At 47.6% G+C, this 15,465-nt stretch carries 14 protein-coding genes; 9 read left to right on the forward strand and 5 right to left on the reverse strand.

What is annotated here, in order from left to right:
* The first annotated feature begins 42 nt into the window (after positions 1 to 42).
* The 3 genes from A7981_RS03065 to A7981_RS03075 are packed head-to-tail and all read left to right on the forward strand — an operon-like array spanning position 43 to position 2,917.
* Entirely contained in the window at positions 43 to 1,380 is a 1,338-nt protein-coding gene (locus tag A7981_RS03065) for a D-amino acid dehydrogenase (RefSeq protein ID WP_067263850.1), read from the forward strand.
* Positions 1,381 to 1,388: 8 nt separating this feature from the next.
* Complete coding sequence (gene alr, locus A7981_RS03070; protein ID WP_067263854.1) at positions 1,389 to 2,483, forward strand: alanine racemase; 1,095 nt, start codon at positions 1,389 to 1,391, stop codon at positions 2,481 to 2,483.
* 59 nt (positions 2,484 to 2,542) lie between these two features.
* The gene (locus A7981_RS03075) at positions 2,543 to 2,917 is read left to right on the forward strand and encodes a RidA family protein (RefSeq protein ID WP_067263857.1); all 375 of its coding nucleotides are present in this window, start codon (positions 2,543 to 2,545) and stop codon (positions 2,915 to 2,917) included.
* 165 nt (positions 2,918 to 3,082) lie between these two features.
* Here A7981_RS03075 and A7981_RS03080 read toward each other — a convergent pair whose 3' ends face one another.
* The 3 genes from A7981_RS03080 to A7981_RS03090 form a co-directional block, all read right to left on the reverse strand.
* Positions 3,083 to 4,495: a diguanylate cyclase domain-containing protein gene (locus tag A7981_RS03080; protein WP_165595532.1), complete on the reverse strand. Its 1,413-nt coding sequence runs from the start codon at positions 4,493 to 4,495 to the stop codon at positions 3,083 to 3,085.
* 189 nt (positions 4,496 to 4,684) lie between these two features.
* Positions 4,685 to 4,945, reverse strand: a complete 261-nt coding sequence (locus tag A7981_RS03085; RefSeq protein ID WP_067263863.1) for a hypothetical protein — start codon at positions 4,943 to 4,945, stop codon at positions 4,685 to 4,687.
* A gap of 29 nt (positions 4,946 to 4,974) precedes the next feature.
* Positions 4,975 to 5,748 carry an SDR family oxidoreductase gene (locus tag A7981_RS03090; RefSeq protein WP_067263866.1) on the reverse strand — a complete coding sequence of 258 codons (774 nt, stop codon included), beginning with the start codon at positions 5,746 to 5,748 and terminating at the stop codon, positions 4,975 to 4,977.
* A 129-nt stretch (positions 5,749 to 5,877) separates the two neighbouring features.
* On the opposite strand from A7981_RS03090, the gene A7981_RS03095 reads away from it, so the two are divergent.
* The gene (locus A7981_RS03095) at positions 5,878 to 6,795 is read left to right on the forward strand and encodes a LysR family transcriptional regulator (RefSeq protein WP_067263869.1); all 918 of its coding nucleotides are present in this window, start codon (positions 5,878 to 5,880) and stop codon (positions 6,793 to 6,795) included.
* 74 nt (positions 6,796 to 6,869) lie between these two features.
* Here A7981_RS03095 and A7981_RS03100 read toward each other — a convergent pair whose 3' ends face one another.
* Positions 6,870 to 7,268: a cupin domain-containing protein gene (locus tag A7981_RS03100; RefSeq protein ID WP_067263872.1), complete on the reverse strand. Its 399-nt coding sequence runs from the start codon at positions 7,266 to 7,268 to the stop codon at positions 6,870 to 6,872.
* A 324-nt stretch (positions 7,269 to 7,592) separates the two neighbouring features.
* On the opposite strand from A7981_RS03100, the gene speB reads away from it, so the two are divergent.
* Both speB and A7981_RS03110 read left to right on the forward strand, forming a co-directional pair.
* Complete coding sequence (gene speB, locus A7981_RS03105) at positions 7,593 to 8,552, forward strand: agmatinase (RefSeq protein WP_067263875.1); 960 nt, start codon at positions 7,593 to 7,595, stop codon at positions 8,550 to 8,552.
* The gene (locus A7981_RS03110) at positions 8,552 to 9,886 is read left to right on the forward strand and encodes an FAD-binding oxidoreductase (protein WP_067263878.1); all 1,335 of its coding nucleotides are present in this window, start codon (positions 8,552 to 8,554) and stop codon (positions 9,884 to 9,886) included. The genes speB and A7981_RS03110 overlap by 1 nt, the downstream gene beginning before the upstream one ends.
* A gap of 28 nt (positions 9,887 to 9,914) precedes the next feature.
* Here the strand turns inward: A7981_RS03110 and A7981_RS03115 are convergent, their stop codons facing one another.
* A complete protein-coding gene (locus A7981_RS03115) occupies positions 9,915 to 11,411 on the reverse strand; it encodes a PLP-dependent aminotransferase family protein (RefSeq protein ID WP_067263881.1) in 1,497 nt (498 codons plus the stop codon).
* A 217-nt stretch (positions 11,412 to 11,628) separates the two neighbouring features.
* Between A7981_RS03115 and A7981_RS03120 the strand changes: the two genes are divergently transcribed.
* The 3 genes from A7981_RS03120 to A7981_RS03130 all read left to right on the forward strand — a co-directional run bounded on the left by A7981_RS03120 (position 11,629) and on the right by A7981_RS03130 (position 15,337).
* Entirely contained in the window at positions 11,629 to 12,423 is a 795-nt protein-coding gene (locus tag A7981_RS03120) for a gamma-glutamyl-gamma-aminobutyrate hydrolase family protein (RefSeq protein WP_254258486.1), read from the forward strand.
* 76 nt (positions 12,424 to 12,499) lie between these two features.
* Entirely contained in the window at positions 12,500 to 13,873 is a 1,374-nt protein-coding gene (locus A7981_RS03125) for a glutamine synthetase family protein (protein ID WP_067263888.1), read from the forward strand.
* A gap of 60 nt (positions 13,874 to 13,933) precedes the next feature.
* On the forward strand, positions 13,934 to 15,337 hold the full coding sequence (locus A7981_RS03130) for an aspartate aminotransferase family protein (RefSeq protein ID WP_067263891.1): 1,404 nt from the start codon (positions 13,934 to 13,936) through the stop codon (positions 15,335 to 15,337).
* Positions 15,338 to 15,465: the final 128 nt, after the last annotated feature.

A 15,465-nucleotide genomic window follows, 5' to 3' on the forward strand; every position in this document is an offset into this window, starting at 1 on the left:
TGTAGGGGTTGATGTAAGTTAAAAGGCTTGGAGAGAGGTATCATGCGCATACTGGTTTTAGGCTCGGGAGTCGTTGGCGTAACGAGTGCTTATTACTTGGCACGTAAAGGCTTTGAAGTCACCGTGATAGATCGCCAACCTGCGCCGGGGTTGGAGACCAGTTTTGCTAATGCAGGCCAGATATCTCCGGGCTATTCTTCACCTTGGGCTGCCCCTGGAATTCCACTGAAAGCCATGAAATGGCTGTTTCAACGCCATGCCCCATTTTCCATGAAGCCCGATGGAACACTTTGGCAACTACAGTGGGCCTTAAAGCTGCTGCAAAACTGTAATTCCGCCAGTTATGACATCAATAAAGAGCGCATGGTGCGCCTTGCTGAATATAGCCGAGATTGTTTGCGTGACTTGCGAGCTACGACAAGCATTCAATATGAGGCACGTACTCAAGGAACCTTGCAGGTATTTCGTACCCAGCGCCAGCTCGATGCCGCAGCAAAAGACATTGCTGTGTTGAGTCGCATAGGCGTGCCTTTTGAATTATTAGATAGAGAAGGTTGTGCTGTTGCCGAACCTGCCTTGGATTTAGTTAAGTACAAACTTACAGGTGGTCTACGCTTGCCCGGTGATGAAACAGGTGATTGCCAGTTATTCACCACACGGCTAGCCGAAGAGGCACGCAAGCTTGGCGTAGAGTTTCGCCAGAATGTGTCAATTGATCAACTACTCACCAGTAATGGCAAGGTTACAGGCGTTGAAATTAGTACGTATGAAGGTAAAGAAAGCCTAACGGCCGATCAATACGTGATTGCGCTTGGTAGTTATTCTCGCCAATTGATGCAGCAACTGGCGATTGATATTCCTGTTTATCCCGTCAAGGGCTACTCGCTTACCGTGCCTGTGGTGAATGCCGAGGCATCGCCCGTTTCTACAGTGATGGATGAAACTTACAAAGTGGCTATTACGCGTTTTGACAATCGCATTCGCGTAGGTGGCATGGCTGAACTGGCAGGCTTTGATTTAAGCCTGAACCCAAGGCGCCGCAAAACGCTGGAAATGATCACCAATGACTTATTCCCCAATGCGGGTGATGTGCCCAATGCCACGCTATGGACTGGCTTGCGGCCTATGACGCCAGATGGTACGCCGATTATTGGTCGCGCCTCTACTAATCCACAACTAGATAACGTCTGGCTCAACACAGGTCACGGTACCTTAGGCTGGACTATGGCCTGTGGATCAGGGCAAGTATTGGCAGATATGGTGGCTCAGCATAAAACGGCTATTCGTAGTGATGATTTGGCGATCAGTCGTTATGGTGCAAGCAAGCGTAGCAATCACCAGCAACCCACGGCTTTTGCATATCAAACAAAACAAAAATAAAGTCGCCCATGTCACGTCCTGCTATCGCTCATATTCGTCTGGATGCGTTTCGTCATAATTACCGCATCGCCAAACAATCTCACAGCGGTAAGGCGCTGGCTGTTATCAAAGCCAATGCTTACGGCCATGGGGCAATTCAATGTGCGCAAGCGATTGAAAATGAAGCTGATGGTTTTGCTGTAGCAGCCATAGAAGAAGCGTTGCAACTGCGTGAGGCGGGAATAACAGCCCCCATTTTATTACTCGAAGGTTTTTTTGAAGTCTGTGAATTACCAGTCATCGTCGCGAATGATTTATGGGTAGTGATTCATCATCTGTGGCAGGTAGAGGTATTGCTTGAGACGCCTCTGGCAAAGCCACTCAATATCTGGCTTAAGCTAGATAGCGGTATGCGTAGAGTAGGGTTGTCACCTGCCGACTACAGTCATGCATATTCATCTCTTAGTCAGCATGCCAGTGTTGCTAAGGTTGTACTGATGACACATTTTGCCAATGCGGATGATTTGAATTCCGACCATACGCAGCAGCAAACCGTCATTTTTCAAAAAGCGATTGCGGGCATGGGCAAACTTTCTGCAACGCTCTGCGAAACCAGCCTTGCTAACTCGGCAGGTATTCTCAGCTGGCCCCACGCGCAGGGCAACTGGTCGCGCGCTGGTATTATGCTGTATGGCGCTAACCCAGTACCAGAGCAACTTACGGGGCAGGTGCTACGCGCTGTTATGCAGCTCACATCGCGTATTATTTCGATACGAAAAATCGCCAAAGGTGAATCTATCGGCTATGGCAGCACATTCACTGCTGAGCGCGATACTACAGTTGGCGTGGTGGCGTGTGGCTATGCGGATGGTTACCCAAGGTCGGCTATTACAGGCACACCAATCGCCATTGATGGGCAGATGACTAGGCTGATAGGCCGTGTTTCAATGGATATGTTATTTGTTGATCTTACTGATATACCAAGTGCGAATATTGGCAGTCAGGTGGAATTATGGGGTGATCAAGTGTCTGCCAATGAGGTTGCAAAATCTGCAGGTACCATCGCTTATGAACTATTTTGTAACGTCAAACGGGTACAATTTCAATATTCAGATGCGGGTTGATTAGCCTGCTCTTCAATAGCTCAGTATCATTCCAGTTAATTAATAAAAAGGGTTTATCCATGCAAGTGATTCAAACACCAAACGCACCTGCCGCCATCGGCCCATACTCACAAGCCATGGTCGTTGGTGACCTCTTATTTACATCAGGGCAAATTCCATTACGTGCAGATGGTACTTTGGTGGAAGGCGATATCACCGTACAAACCACTCAAGTATTAGCCAACCTCAAAGCGGTGATAGAAGCTGCTGGTGCTAATTTATCAAAAGTCGTCAAAACCACCGTATTCTTGAAAAACTTGGATGATTTTGTTGTGATGAATGGCATTTATGCAGAGGCATTTGGCACGCACACACCAGCTCGCTCAACGGTGCAAGTCGCTAAGTTGCCACGTGATGTATTGGTGGAGATCGAGGCGATTGTCTCGTTGAAATAAGCGTTTGCTTATTGAAATAGCCACTACCATTAAATGGTAGTGGTGAGTCTTGTGACGATGTTTATCGTACTAGGCGAGCAACTGATCAACAACAAGTGAGTTGGTTTTGCATTCAACGATGACTACTTCAAATTGTTTGATTAACTGTGAGGCTAGCGTGTGAAACTACAAATGTTTCGATATAAGATCCGCAAAAACATGCATCACAGAAATATCACGCTCATTGAGCGTTTGGTTTGGTTTATAACTAAAACAGCAAAAGGTACCATAAATACTACCATCACTAAGTCGGATCGGTACGCTCATATGTGCCCGAACAGGTAGTTTTACCGTAGCTTCCAAACTCATTGCTTCTGGCAATTCGAAAGCGTCATTAATGATCTCTGGTAAGCGCCCATCAATTACTCGCTGGCAATAGCCGTCTTCAAGAGCGCCGCTATCGCCAACTGAAATCGGTGGATTTAGGTCTTTTGAATCGACGTATTCAAACTCTCGAACGCCGTCGTGAAAGCGTGAGATAAATGCGACATCCATATCAAGATGGCGTCGTAAAGCCGATAAAGTGTTTTGTAAGAAATCTCCATCCCCATTCTCAGGAATACTCAGAAGTTGTTGCGTATTTTCTATGCTTGTAGGATTTGGAAGCAGGGATTTATTTTCAGTCGATGTTTCAATATCTTCAAACCTTAATATTTTGAAGTTATTACGGCCAGAGTGTTTGGCTTTGTACATCGCTTTATCAGCCAGTGCCACCAGTTTATCCGCCTCTACCGCACGACCATCGTAGATTGCAATACCGATGCTTGAGGTAATCTTTAGGTCATGGGTGTCTAACCAAGCGCCTCGGTTGAGTTCTTGCAAGATATTGCCTGCTACTTTACCTGCGTTATCTTCGGTAATCACACCTTCAATAATCACCGTAAACTCATCACCTCCAAGACGGGAAACAATATCAACTTCACGTAACTTGCTTTTAAGCCTGATGGCGAATTCTTGCAGAAGTCGATCTCCTGCTTCGTGCCCTAAAGAGTCATTAATGGATTTGAAATGATCTATATCTAGGTACATCAAGGCCAGATTTGTATTACTGCGCCTGCTCCTTGCCATTGCCTCAGGCAAGCTCGTATTAAAATATGCTCGATTGCTCAAACCTGTGAGTGGGTCGTTAGATGCCAAGAAACGTAGTTTTTGCTCTTCAAGTTTGCGATTAGAAATATCTTGGATAAATGCATAAAACTCATGCATTCCTGAGTTCATAATGTAGGTAATTGCCATTTCAGTGGGAAACTCTTCCCCTGTTTTTCTGGTAGCTTCTAACTGAATACGGCGATTCAATACTTCAGCGTGCCCCGTTTCTAGAAAACGCTGCATTCCATGCTGATGGGCTTCTCTGAATCTCTCAGGAATGATCATCTCTTCCATTTTTTGGCCTAGCGCCTCCTGTTGGCTCCATCCAAAAATATTTTCGGCTTGCTGATTCCATTCGATGATGAATCCATTGTGATCAACCCCAACAAAAGCATCGTAGCTGGTATCGAGGATGTTTCTAAGGCGTTGCTCTTGATTTTGATCGTTCATGGTCATTTAATAAATTTGTAAGCAATTTTCTAACCAAGTTTCAAAGTATTAAAACTTTTAACGGCTTGCTAGCCTCATTATTCAACAGGTTTTCTACATTGTTAAGCGATTATTGAATGAATCAAAAGGGTGTATTGGCGTTCTCAGAAGAGCCTAAATAACCTAACAAGGCGAGTAGGCATGCATGATTCATGAAAATTTCCACCATATTAAGCTGGCCACAATAATGGGGATTGCGGAAATGCCTAAAAATATAGGCAACTCTTCGCCCCATGAATAACCATGTTGTACGCCTATCCACATATTCAGGCCACTGCAAATTATCCAGATGGGGATGAAGAGTTTTGCACCAGTGAGCAATCCTGGTATGCCATTACCCCAAGCATGTCCAAGCAGCACGCTAGCAATTAAAAGTGCAAAACCGCCGCCTATTACGATCAATGTGTGCATGCTCAGCGCTCCTTTGGAATGACTAGATTTTAACGCGTAGTATAGCCGCCGTTAGCAAAAATCGTTTGGCCAGTAATCCACCAGCCTTCAGTGACCAAGAAACGTACAATGGGTGCAATGTCTTCGATATCGGTAAGCCCTTTTTTTGACCACCCGCTTAACGCTGCTGCTGAGGCATGGTAGGCAGCAGCCTCCTTACTTTCTTGTCCGTAGAAGAAGGGCGTATCCATCGGTCCTGGGCCTATGGCATTCACACTGATTCCCCTAGAACCGAATTCCTTTGAGGCTGCACGCGTAAAGTGTTCTACTGGCGCTTTACTGCCAGGGTATATAGCGTAGCTGTCAGTGTAGGCAGCCAAAAGAGACGATACGATAGTGACAATGCTACCGCCATCACTGAGTGTGCGGCCAGCTTGCTGAATGAAAAAGAAAGCAGCTTTGGCGTTTGCATCAAAGCTTTTATCAAATTCATCCTCTGTCACATCTAGGATTGGTTTCTTGATGACGAGCCCAGCTGTATTGATTGCAATATCAACATGCCCAAATTGCTTAAGCGCTTCATCAAATAGTTTTACATTGTTCTCTACAATCGAAAGGTCGCCTTGGAAAGCAAAGGCATCCACCCCTTCGGCCTTTAGTGTTGCAACCGTTTTATCCGCATCTGGTTTGGACGATGCGCTGTTGTAATGAATTGCTGCCCCGCGCAATCCTGCTTCTGCAAACTGTTGGGCAATCAATGCCCCTAAGTTTTTACCGCCACCTGCGATGACGACAACTTTGTCTTTGAGTGTACGTGATGCCATTTTTGAGTCTCCATAACAAGAAAATTTGGGTGATAAATCTGTGACTTCCATACTCACCTGAACGATAAATAATTACAATCCTGAAATTATGGATAGACTATCTATAAATCACAAACAATAGGGGTGTTTATGGACAGGATAGATGCGCTGAAAATTTTTATACGCGTTACTGAGCTGAAAAGCTTCAGTAGGGCTGCTGAGGATTTAGCGTTGCCACGTGCAACAGTGTCAGCGGCAGTTGCCCAACTAGAAGCCGCTCTCGGCACGCGATTACTGCAACGCACTACGCGCAAACTCAGTTTGACAGAGGATGGCAGCTCAATTCTAGAACGTACCCATACGCTGCTTGATGAATTCGAGGCCCTGCATCATCAGTTTCGTGCGAATTCAGCGCCTTTAAATGGCAAACTAAATGTTGATTTGCCGAGTCGTATTGCCAGAAGAATTGTAATACCGGCTTTACCTCAGTTTTTAGCAAACCATCCTGAACTCAATATCACATTAGGTGCAGATGACAGAATCGTTGACTTGGTTGAGGACGGAGTCGATTGCGCGATACGAGTAGGGGCATTGTCAGAAAGTAGCCTTGTAGCCAAACCTCTGGGGATGGTTGAGATGATTAATTGCGCTAGTCCTGATTACTTACAGGTGAATGCTAAGTTAGAAAATCTTGATGACCTAGCATCGCACCGGGCTATTCATTATGGTAGCAAACGTAGTGGTAACCTAAATACCACAGAAACAAATTGGCAATATGTAGATAGCGATGGATCAGAAAAAACAGTCACAATCCCATGCCGTATTAGTGTGCACACGGTAGAAACTTATATTGCCTCAGCTGTAGCAGGGTTGGGTTTAATCCAGGTTCCGGCTTTCGATGTGAGCGATCTGCTGAAGAACGGCAAGCTGACTGAAGTAATGCCGCATTGGCGGCCAGCTCCAATGCCTGTACATGCGCTATACCCCCATCGTAAGCATCTATCACCTAGAGTTAGAGTTTTTTTGGAGTGGGTGGAATCCTTGATCAACGAAAAAGTAAGATTCTGATTTATTCAGGGAGTTATAAATCAATGTCCGTTGATGGCCGATAGTCGTTATCTACAATTCATAGGTCAACGACATTAAATGACTTGATCTTTTGCCTGCCAAATCACATAAATCTTCTTGATTGGCTCTAGTGTTTCCCAAATACCTTTGAATCCTGCTGGCAATACAAAGGTGCTGCCAGCCCCGAACTCTTTTGCGTTGCCTGCACTGTCTGTTAAACGTACCCGACCTTCCAAGATGTAGCAGACCTCTTCTTCAGTGTAGCTCACAGTTTTTGCCCCTATGCTGGAGTGCCATATGCCTGCGAAAAACTGGTCAGTGGGGTCGGTGTAGTGATTCAATGTCGTCATCTTGATTTTGACATTTGCATCGCTGGCAACCCCAGCTACTACTCGTTCTTGAGGCACTATGCCGTATTCTGGCTCTACTGTATTCGTGGCAAAATCAACGATGTCGTTGATGGTTTTCGTCATATTTTTTCCTTATTTTAAATAACGGCTAATCACAAATTTTAATGGATTGAGCTTTTAATTAACGCTGAAAGATGAATATAGTTGTTTCTAGTCCGTTCGTTCATTTTGCAGCATCAGTTTTGCCGTATTTAACAGTTTTTCATGGTGCTATGGCACAGGGTTTATTCCGTCTGCTTCTGTTATTCGGGTTATAAAATGCGTAAAGTGGTTCTGGCCATTTTTATGGATTGGCTCTATATAAAATACCAAAATATGCATTATCATCTTACCAATTTTCAATCTAATGGTAATTATTTTTAGCCGTCATTTTTATATGGAGCAGCAATGAATCACGGATTTGCCTATGTGATGACAGGCGGTTTTTTAGGTGTGCCGTTCAGCACCGATGGCCTTACCAATAAAGCTTTTGGTATTGCTGGTATTAGCTGGGATGGCAGCGTGACTAATCGCACTGGCGCTAGATTCGGCCCACGTGGCATACGTCAGGCCAGCCATATGTTGTGCGGAGATGAGCATCCATTTTTTGATACAACGCCTGTCGATGACTTGGTTGATCTGGGCGATTTGCTATTACCCAATACAAGCTTGGAAAGCATGCGAGCTGCGTTGATTCCTCAAGTTGCTTCATTACTGGCAAGCCAGACAGTTGGGCAGCAGATGGTCTGGCTAGGTGGAGACCACTCGATTACCTTACCGTTGTTACGCGCTTATCATGCGCATTACGGGCAGCCTTTAGCGATTATTCATTTTGATGCACATTGCGATACTTGGGAAAGCCATTTTGGCGAGCCATCCGGCCACGGCACTTGGGTATACGAAGCTATCACTGAAGGCTTGGTGATCCCTGAGGGTTTTGTGCAAATCGGTATTCGCTCCTCTGGCGAGCGCGCAGCACGCGAATATGTGAATGAGCAGGGTGGCCGTATCTACACGGGTCGCGAACTACGCGGTCGTGATGGTGCCGCACTGCAAGACGTGATTGATGAAGTGCGGGCGCGCATGGCAAAGCTCGGTAACCCTCCACTCTATTTAACGTTTGATATAGATGCTCTGGATCCAGCTTTTGCACCTGGTACTGGCACCCCAGAACCGGGTGGCCTGACTACGGCGCAAGCAATGACCTTGCTTGAAGCTTGGTATGACCTCAACTGGGTAGGCATGGATTGCACCGAGGTTGCACCAGCGTATGACCATGCTGAACTCACCACCAATGCCGCGGCCAATTTAATCTGGACATGGCTATGTGGACGTATGGCAGCAAAGGCTCAAGGTAAAACCTACTGATGTCTGCCGAACTCAAATCTGCCGAGCTTAAGCTCACGCAAAACTCCTACTACACCGCCAGTGCCAACAGCGTGCCCGACTATCCGCAGCTATCTGCAAATATAGAGGTCGATGTGTGTGTCGTAGGTGGTGGCTTTGCGGGTTTATCCAGCGCCATTGAGTTGGCTGATCGTGGTTACTCTGTGGTGGTGCTTGAAGCTAAACATATCGGCTGGGGAGCCAGCGGCCGTAATGGTGGGCAGATTATTGCAGGATTGGCTTGCGAGCAATCCGTCATCGAAAACGCATTGGGGTTGGAAGCCGCAAAAAAAGTATGGGCGATGACTATAGAAGCGCTCGATTTAGTGCGTGAACGAGTCAAGCGTTTCAATATCCAGTGTGATCTGCAAGATGGCTTTTTGGGTGTTGCCGTTAATCCACGCAAGAGCGCCAGCTTGCGGTTGTGGTTTGACGAGATGTCGAAAAAGTATAATTACGATACCGATGCCCAGTGGATAGAACCCTCCAACATTGGTAAATGGATAGATAGCCCACGTTATCACAGCGGCTATTTTGACCAGCGCTCTGGGCATTTACACCCACTCAATTATTGCCTTGGTTTGGCTAAGGGTGCCGCGAGTCTTGGCGTAAAGATTTTTCAGAATTCGCCTGTGACAGCCATGCAAGAGGGTGAAACAGCGATCTTGCACACTGATAAAGGCCAGATAAAAGCTAAATATGTAGTGCTTGCAGGCAATATGTATCTGCCTGAAGTTTCACCAAAGCTGGCACCCAAGCTTAGCCGCCGAATCATGCCGGTAGGCACCTATATCATTGGTACTGAGCCGATCGAGCCTGAGTTGGCAAGCAAATTAATACCAACCAAAGCAGCGGTTTGCGACACCAATTTCATACTCGATTACTTTCGCTTTGCTGCTGATGCCGCCTCACAAAAACAGCGCATGATCTATGGTGGCCGTGTTAGCTATAGCGCTATGACGCCACCTAATCTGACCGCGACCATGCAGGCGCGTATGGCAGAGACTTTTCCGCAATTAGCCAATACTAGCGTTGAATATACATGGGGCGGTTTTGTCGATATCACCATGAACCGTGCACCAGATTTTGGCCGCATCTCACCTAATGTTTATTACTTGCAGGGTTTTTCTGGTCATGGCGTTGCGCTCACTGGCATGGCAGGCAAGCTTGTAGCAGAGGCAATAGCAGGACAAGCTGAGCGGCTGGATATGATGGCTAAAATCCCACACCATGATTTCCCTGGCGGGAAATTATTGCGCATGCCAGCGCTGGTGCTTGGTATGGCTTGGTATCAGTTGCGCGATAAGTTAGGCTAACTCATCGGCATCTCGCGCAGTTACTAGCTCACTTTTTTAATGCTGCCCGAATCACATCCGCCAGCACAAGGCCATATTTGCTGATACTCTCGGTCGCGGCGTAAGCGTAGCCAATAATCAGGCCTTTTTCGCGTTTTTCGCCAATGCCATAGTAAGAGAGCGGGGAGACGCGCAAGCGATGTTCTGCCGCTAGTGCGGCAACACGGACGTCATCAACCTCCTCGTCAAACTCGACTACCAGATGCAAGCCAGAATCCACAGGTGAAAGCCTTGCCCCTACCTCAGCCACTGAGGCTAGCGATTTTTGCAGTAACTTGCGTCGTTCTGCGTAGGTTTGCCGTAATCGTCGGATATGGCTGGCAAAATGGCCTTCTTCGATAAAGTCGGCAAGTGCTGCCTGAATGACCACTTGCCCGGGGCGTTGTAATTCATATAAGCCGCTTTTGAAGCTGGCAACTAGATTAGGCGGTACTACCAGATAGCCCAATCGAATGCCTGGGTACATCACTTTGGAAAACGTGCCCATGTAGAGCACACGATCATTTTGATCCATCCCTTGCAGAGATGAAATAGGGCGGCCTTCAAAACGAAATTCACTATCGTAATCATCTTCAATAATCCACGCTTTGCGGCTTTCAGCGTAATCGAGCAGCAGGCGTCTGCGGCCGTAACTCATCACCATACCTTTCGGGTATTGGTGTGATGGCGTGGTGTAAATCAGCTTTGGTGTGGCGCGAAAGTCTTCGGTGGTGGGTGCCAGACCTTCTTTATCGACTGATACAGGGTGCAATTGCAGACCGTTCACTTCGAGCACGCGCCGTGCTGCCCAGTAGCAGGGGTTTTCTATCCATGCGCGATCGCCGTGGTCGGTCAGCAAACGTGCGCAGAGATCAATAGATTGCTGCGTGCCAGCGGTAATGAGCACCTGATCCACGGTGAGATTTACTGCGCGCGATACGCGCAAGTAATCGGCAATTGCCAGACGTAGTGGCAAATAGCCACCTGAGTGGCCGTAATCAAGCAGTGAAGGGTCCGGCGCACGCCACTGGCGATTAAGTAGGCGTCGCCACAGCATAGTGGGGAATTGGGAGTAATCATCCTCGCCTGGGGTAAAAGGCTGCACTTCATGGCTTTGTCTGTTCAGCGAACCAGCAGCGGCCATGCCTCTGCGCGATAGGCCGATATCATCCTGTAGCTTAAGTGGTTCTGTTGCGCCCAACGAAACAGGCTTCTTAGCGAACCCATCCGGCTGGTTATAGGCGACATAAGTACCGCTGCCTGTTTGCGCAGCCACATAGCCTTCATCCAGCAATTGCTCAAACGCAGCGAGAATCGTGTTGCGTGATACTGAGAGGTCTTGCGACAGGTTGCGTGTTGAAGGTAACCGAGTGCCGGAAATGAGTATGCGATCAGTGATCGCCTGACGGATAGCTTCATAGATGCGCCTGTGCGTGGGCATACGCCGTGGGAAACTACCCTGGCTCAGTTGCGTTAACAGCCACTCAGAAAGTACCAATTGTTTCAATGCACTGGATCCATGAAGAATTTTTGAAAGCGTAACGTAACTCTAATGCCGTTAAAGTGGTTCCATTAAAATAATCTAAATGGCTCTTGTAGCATTACCAATTTCAAGGAATAATACATTCACGAAACCTGTACTGCAACTAAACAGCGCAATATATAGCGCATGTTTACATGCCCCTTGCAGAAGTGCGTTATCAATAAAACTGGCCAGTGCCAACATGATGAAGTCGACAAAAACGAAGCCTGTGGTCTTGATTCCTGCTGATGTTAAACATCAGGGGGAACACCCTTTTCACATGGTGGGGCAGAAATACATTCTGGCAGTCGCTGAGGCCGCCGAAGCCACCCCTTTATTAGTCCCCGCGATCAGTGAGCATACCGATTTCAATGCGTTGCTTGAGTTTGCAGACGGCATTTTTCTCACGGGGGCAGTATCCAATGTGCACCCCTCGCATTTTGATCAAGAAGTACATAATCCAGAATTACCGCTAGATCCAGAGCGCGATGCGATTACCTTAAACCTGATTCGTGCGGCTATCGTAGCTGGCGTGCCCTTGTTTGGCATCTGCCGTGGATTTCAGGAGATCAATGTCGCATTCGGTGGCAGTTTGCATCAAGCCGTGCATGAAGTAGTCGGCATGGCAGACCATCGCGAACCCAAAGATTTACCAATCGCTGAGCAATATGCACCTGCACACTCAGTGCGCTTGGTGGCTGGCGGGCGATTAGCCAATATCACAGGTCGCGAAGAAATCATGGTGAATTCACTGCATGGGCAAGGGGTCGACCAACTTGGCAATGGTCTGGTGGCTGAAGCTTATGCCCCCGATGGCCTAATTGAAGCGATACGTGTTGAAAACGCACCAACATTTGCGCTTGCAGTGCAATGGCACCCGGAATGGCAAGTGATGCAAAACCCTGTGTATTTATCTATCTTCAAAGCATTTGGTGATGCCTGCCGCGCGCGAGCCGCAGGGCAATTGAAAGCAAGAGGGCGCGCCGCGCCAGATTAGCGGTTAAATCTTACATACACCCAATAGCGCCCCAATTGAGTAACTGAATACCAAAGAAAAGCAGCGGAGTATAAAAATGACGATGGATTGTACGAATTTTAACCATGTAGATATGGATCGATGGCTGACAGAGCACAACGTCACTGAAATTGAATGTCTGGTGCCCGACCTAACCGGCGTTGCTCGAGGCAAGATTTTGCCGCGTGAAAAATTTTCTACCGAACGCGCGATGCGGCTGCCCGAGGCGGTGCTTGGCGTCACGGTAACCGGTGAGTCGCCAGAAGGTCACGCAGGGTACGACAATGTATTCGGCTTTACTGACAAAGATATGGTGTTACTGCCAGACCCGACCACAGTGCGACTGGTGCCTTGGGCAGTCGACCCTACAGCGCAAGTGATTATGGACTGTGTGAACCATGATGGATCACCGATTGATTTTGCGCCGCGCAATGTACTGCGCCGTGTGACTGGCTTATACAAAGATATGGGGTGGACGCCAATCGTCGCGCCAGAGCTCGAGTTCTATCTGCTTGCCCGTAATATCGACCCCAATTTGCCGCTGACACCACCGGTTGGCCGCAGTGGACGCTCTGAAACCAGCCGCCAGTTATACAGTATTGACGCAGTGAATGAATTTGACCCCTTGTTTGAAGATATCTACGAGTACTGCGGCATCATGGGATTAGAGCTCGATACTCTTATTCATGAGTTTGGTGCCGGGCAAATGGAAATCAACTTCTTGCATGACGAGCCGATGTTGCTTGCCGATAAAGTATTTTTCTTTAAGCGCACCCTGCGTGAAGTGGCGATGCGCCACAATATGTATGCCACTTTCATGGCTAAGCCCATGGAACGTGAACCCGGTTCAGCGATGCATATTCACCAAAGTGTGATTGATACCAAAACGCGCCAGAATATCTTCAGCAAAGAAGACGGTAGCGAATCGTTGCTATTCTTTAACTACATCGCGGGCCTGCAAAAATATCTGCCTGCGGCGATGGCCATCTTGGCGCCTTACGTGAATTCGTACCGCCGGATTGTGCGTGATGGCGCAGCGCCGATCAATATCGAATGGGGTTACGACAATCGTACCGTCGGTATCCGTGTGCCGATTTCAGACCCGGATGCACGCCGTGTTGAGAATCGCGTAGTGGGTGCAGACGCGAACCCTTATTTGGCCATGGCCGTAACGCTGGCTTGCGGATACCAAGGCATTGTCGAAGGTTTGCAGCCAACCGAAGTAACCACCGGTAGTGCCTATGCCTCCGATTACCAGTTGCCGCGCGGTTTATCTGAAGCTTTGCGTGTGCTTGAGGGTGCAACGGCATTGCATGACGTATTAGGCAAAAATTTCATTGATGTGTATCTGGCAGTGAAAGAAACCGAGCACGATGAATTTATGCGCGTGATCAGTCCATGGGAGCGCGAGCATTTATTGATGCATGTTTAATGCGATCAAGATACAACAGCAAAACCACCATACCAATGGCAAAGAATTGAGTGAGGATGTATGACCACTATAACGAGTGAAATTCAAGCTGAAGATTCAGCCTATTATCTGCATCCTTTTACTGACCATAAAAGTTTAGCGGGTAAGGGTGCGCGCATTATCACCAAGGCTGATGGCCTTTATATATGGGATTCTGAAGGCGAAAAAATATTCGATGCCATGTCAGGCCTATGGTGCGTGAATATTGGTTATGGTCGTCAGGAGCTGGTAGATGCCGCCACCAAGCAGATGCAAGAGCTGCCCTATTACAATAGCTTTTTCCAAACCACCAATGTACCCGCTGTAAAACTGGCTAAACGCATCGTCGGTCTCGCGGGCGATAATTATTCGCATGTGTTTTTCAGCAGTTCCGGTTCTGAATCGAATGACACCAATATTCGTATGGTGCGCCACTATTGGGCGACCTTGGGGCAGCCGGAGCGCAAGGTGATTATCAGCCGTAACAATGCCTATCATGGGTCTACCATGGCAGGGGCATCACTTGGCGGCATGGGCTATATGCATGCGCAGGGCGGTTTGCCTATTCCCGATATCGCGCACATAGAGCAGCCCTATCATTACGGGCTTGATCATGCCAAGGATAAAGATGCCTTCGGCATTGAGGCAGCTGGCTGGCTTGAGAAAAAAATACTCGAAATTGGTGCAGATAAAGTGGCTGCATTCATTGGTGAGCCAATTCAGGGCGCTGGTGGTGTCATCATTCCACCTAAAACTTACTGGCCGGAAATACAACGCATCTGTGATAAATATGGAATTTTGCTTATTTGCGATGAGGTCATCTGTGGTTTTGGCAGATTGGGCACATGGTTTGGTTCTCAATTACTTGGGGCAAAGCCAGACCTGATGACGTTTGCCAAAGGTGTGACTTCCGGTTACCTGCCATTAGGTGGTGTGGTCGTCGGTAAGCGCGTGGCGGATGTGTTGATTAATCAAGGCGGCGACTTTAATCATGGCTACACTTATTCTGGCCATCCAGTAGCCTGCGCCGTGGCACTGGCAAACATCGACATTTTGGAGCATGAAGGTTTGGTAGATCGCGTGCGCCAAGAGACGGGCCCTTATCTGGCTGAGCGCTATGCCGAGCTTTCTCATCACCCATTAGTTGGTGGCGCTGAAACTTGCGGCCTGATGGCAGGTTTTATGCTTATGAAAGACAAGCAAGCACACATTACTTTTGATGAAACGCTAGAAGTGGGCATGATCTGCCGTAACCATTGTTTTGCTAATGGCCTGATTATGCGCGCTGTTGGTGACCGCATGATTATTGCGCCGCCCCTCATGATTTCCAAGGCGCAGATTGACGACATGATGAAGCTGATCTATCACTGTTTAGATGCCACGCTGGATGAGCTGGAAACATTGGGGTACATGGAGAGCAAGCAACTTAAGGTAAATGCTGCATAAAAAATGGTGCGGATATAGGGGTAGCTCTACTTTTTTGGTTGATTGAATGCAATTGATTCACTCAATTTTGGTTTGGATAGTTTGAATTTGTTGATGTAATCTTAAACTGTAGTTTTGCATCAGTTTTT

It is taken from the genome of Methylovorus sp. MM2 (assembly GCF_001648895.1).
Taxonomy (GTDB): Bacteria; Pseudomonadota; Gammaproteobacteria; order Burkholderiales; family Methylophilaceae; genus MM1.

Coding starts and splice junctions, on each gene's coding strand:
- A7981_RS03065 (WP_067263850.1), top strand. CDS start 43: ATGCGCATACTGGTTTTAGGCTCGGGAGTCGTTGGCGTAACGAGTGCT.
- alr (WP_067263854.1), top strand. CDS start 1,389: ATGTCACGTCCTGCTATCGCTCATATTCGTCTGGATGCGTTTCGTCAT.
- A7981_RS03075 (WP_067263857.1), top strand. CDS start 2,543: ATGCAAGTGATTCAAACACCAAACGCACCTGCCGCCATCGGCCCATAC.
- A7981_RS03080 (WP_165595532.1), bottom strand. CDS start 4,495: ATGAACGATCAAAATCAAGAGCAACGCCTTAGAAACATCCTCGATACC.
- A7981_RS03085 (WP_067263863.1), bottom strand. CDS start 4,945: ATGCACACATTGATCGTAATAGGCGGCGGTTTTGCACTTTTAATTGCT.
- A7981_RS03090 (WP_067263866.1), bottom strand. CDS start 5,748: ATGGCATCACGTACACTCAAAGACAAAGTTGTCGTCATCGCAGGTGGC.
- A7981_RS03095 (WP_067263869.1), top strand. CDS start 5,878: ATGGACAGGATAGATGCGCTGAAAATTTTTATACGCGTTACTGAGCTG.
- A7981_RS03100 (WP_067263872.1), bottom strand. CDS start 7,268: ATGACGAAAACCATCAACGACATCGTTGATTTTGCCACGAATACAGTA.
- speB (WP_067263875.1), top strand. CDS start 7,593: ATGAATCACGGATTTGCCTATGTGATGACAGGCGGTTTTTTAGGTGTG.
- A7981_RS03110 (WP_067263878.1), top strand. CDS start 8,552: ATGTCTGCCGAACTCAAATCTGCCGAGCTTAAGCTCACGCAAAACTCC.
- A7981_RS03120 (WP_254258486.1), top strand. CDS start 11,629: ATGATGAAGTCGACAAAAACGAAGCCTGTGGTCTTGATTCCTGCTGAT.
- A7981_RS03125 (WP_067263888.1), top strand. CDS start 12,500: ATGACGATGGATTGTACGAATTTTAACCATGTAGATATGGATCGATGG.
- A7981_RS03130 (WP_067263891.1), top strand. CDS start 13,934: ATGACCACTATAACGAGTGAAATTCAAGCTGAAGATTCAGCCTATTAT.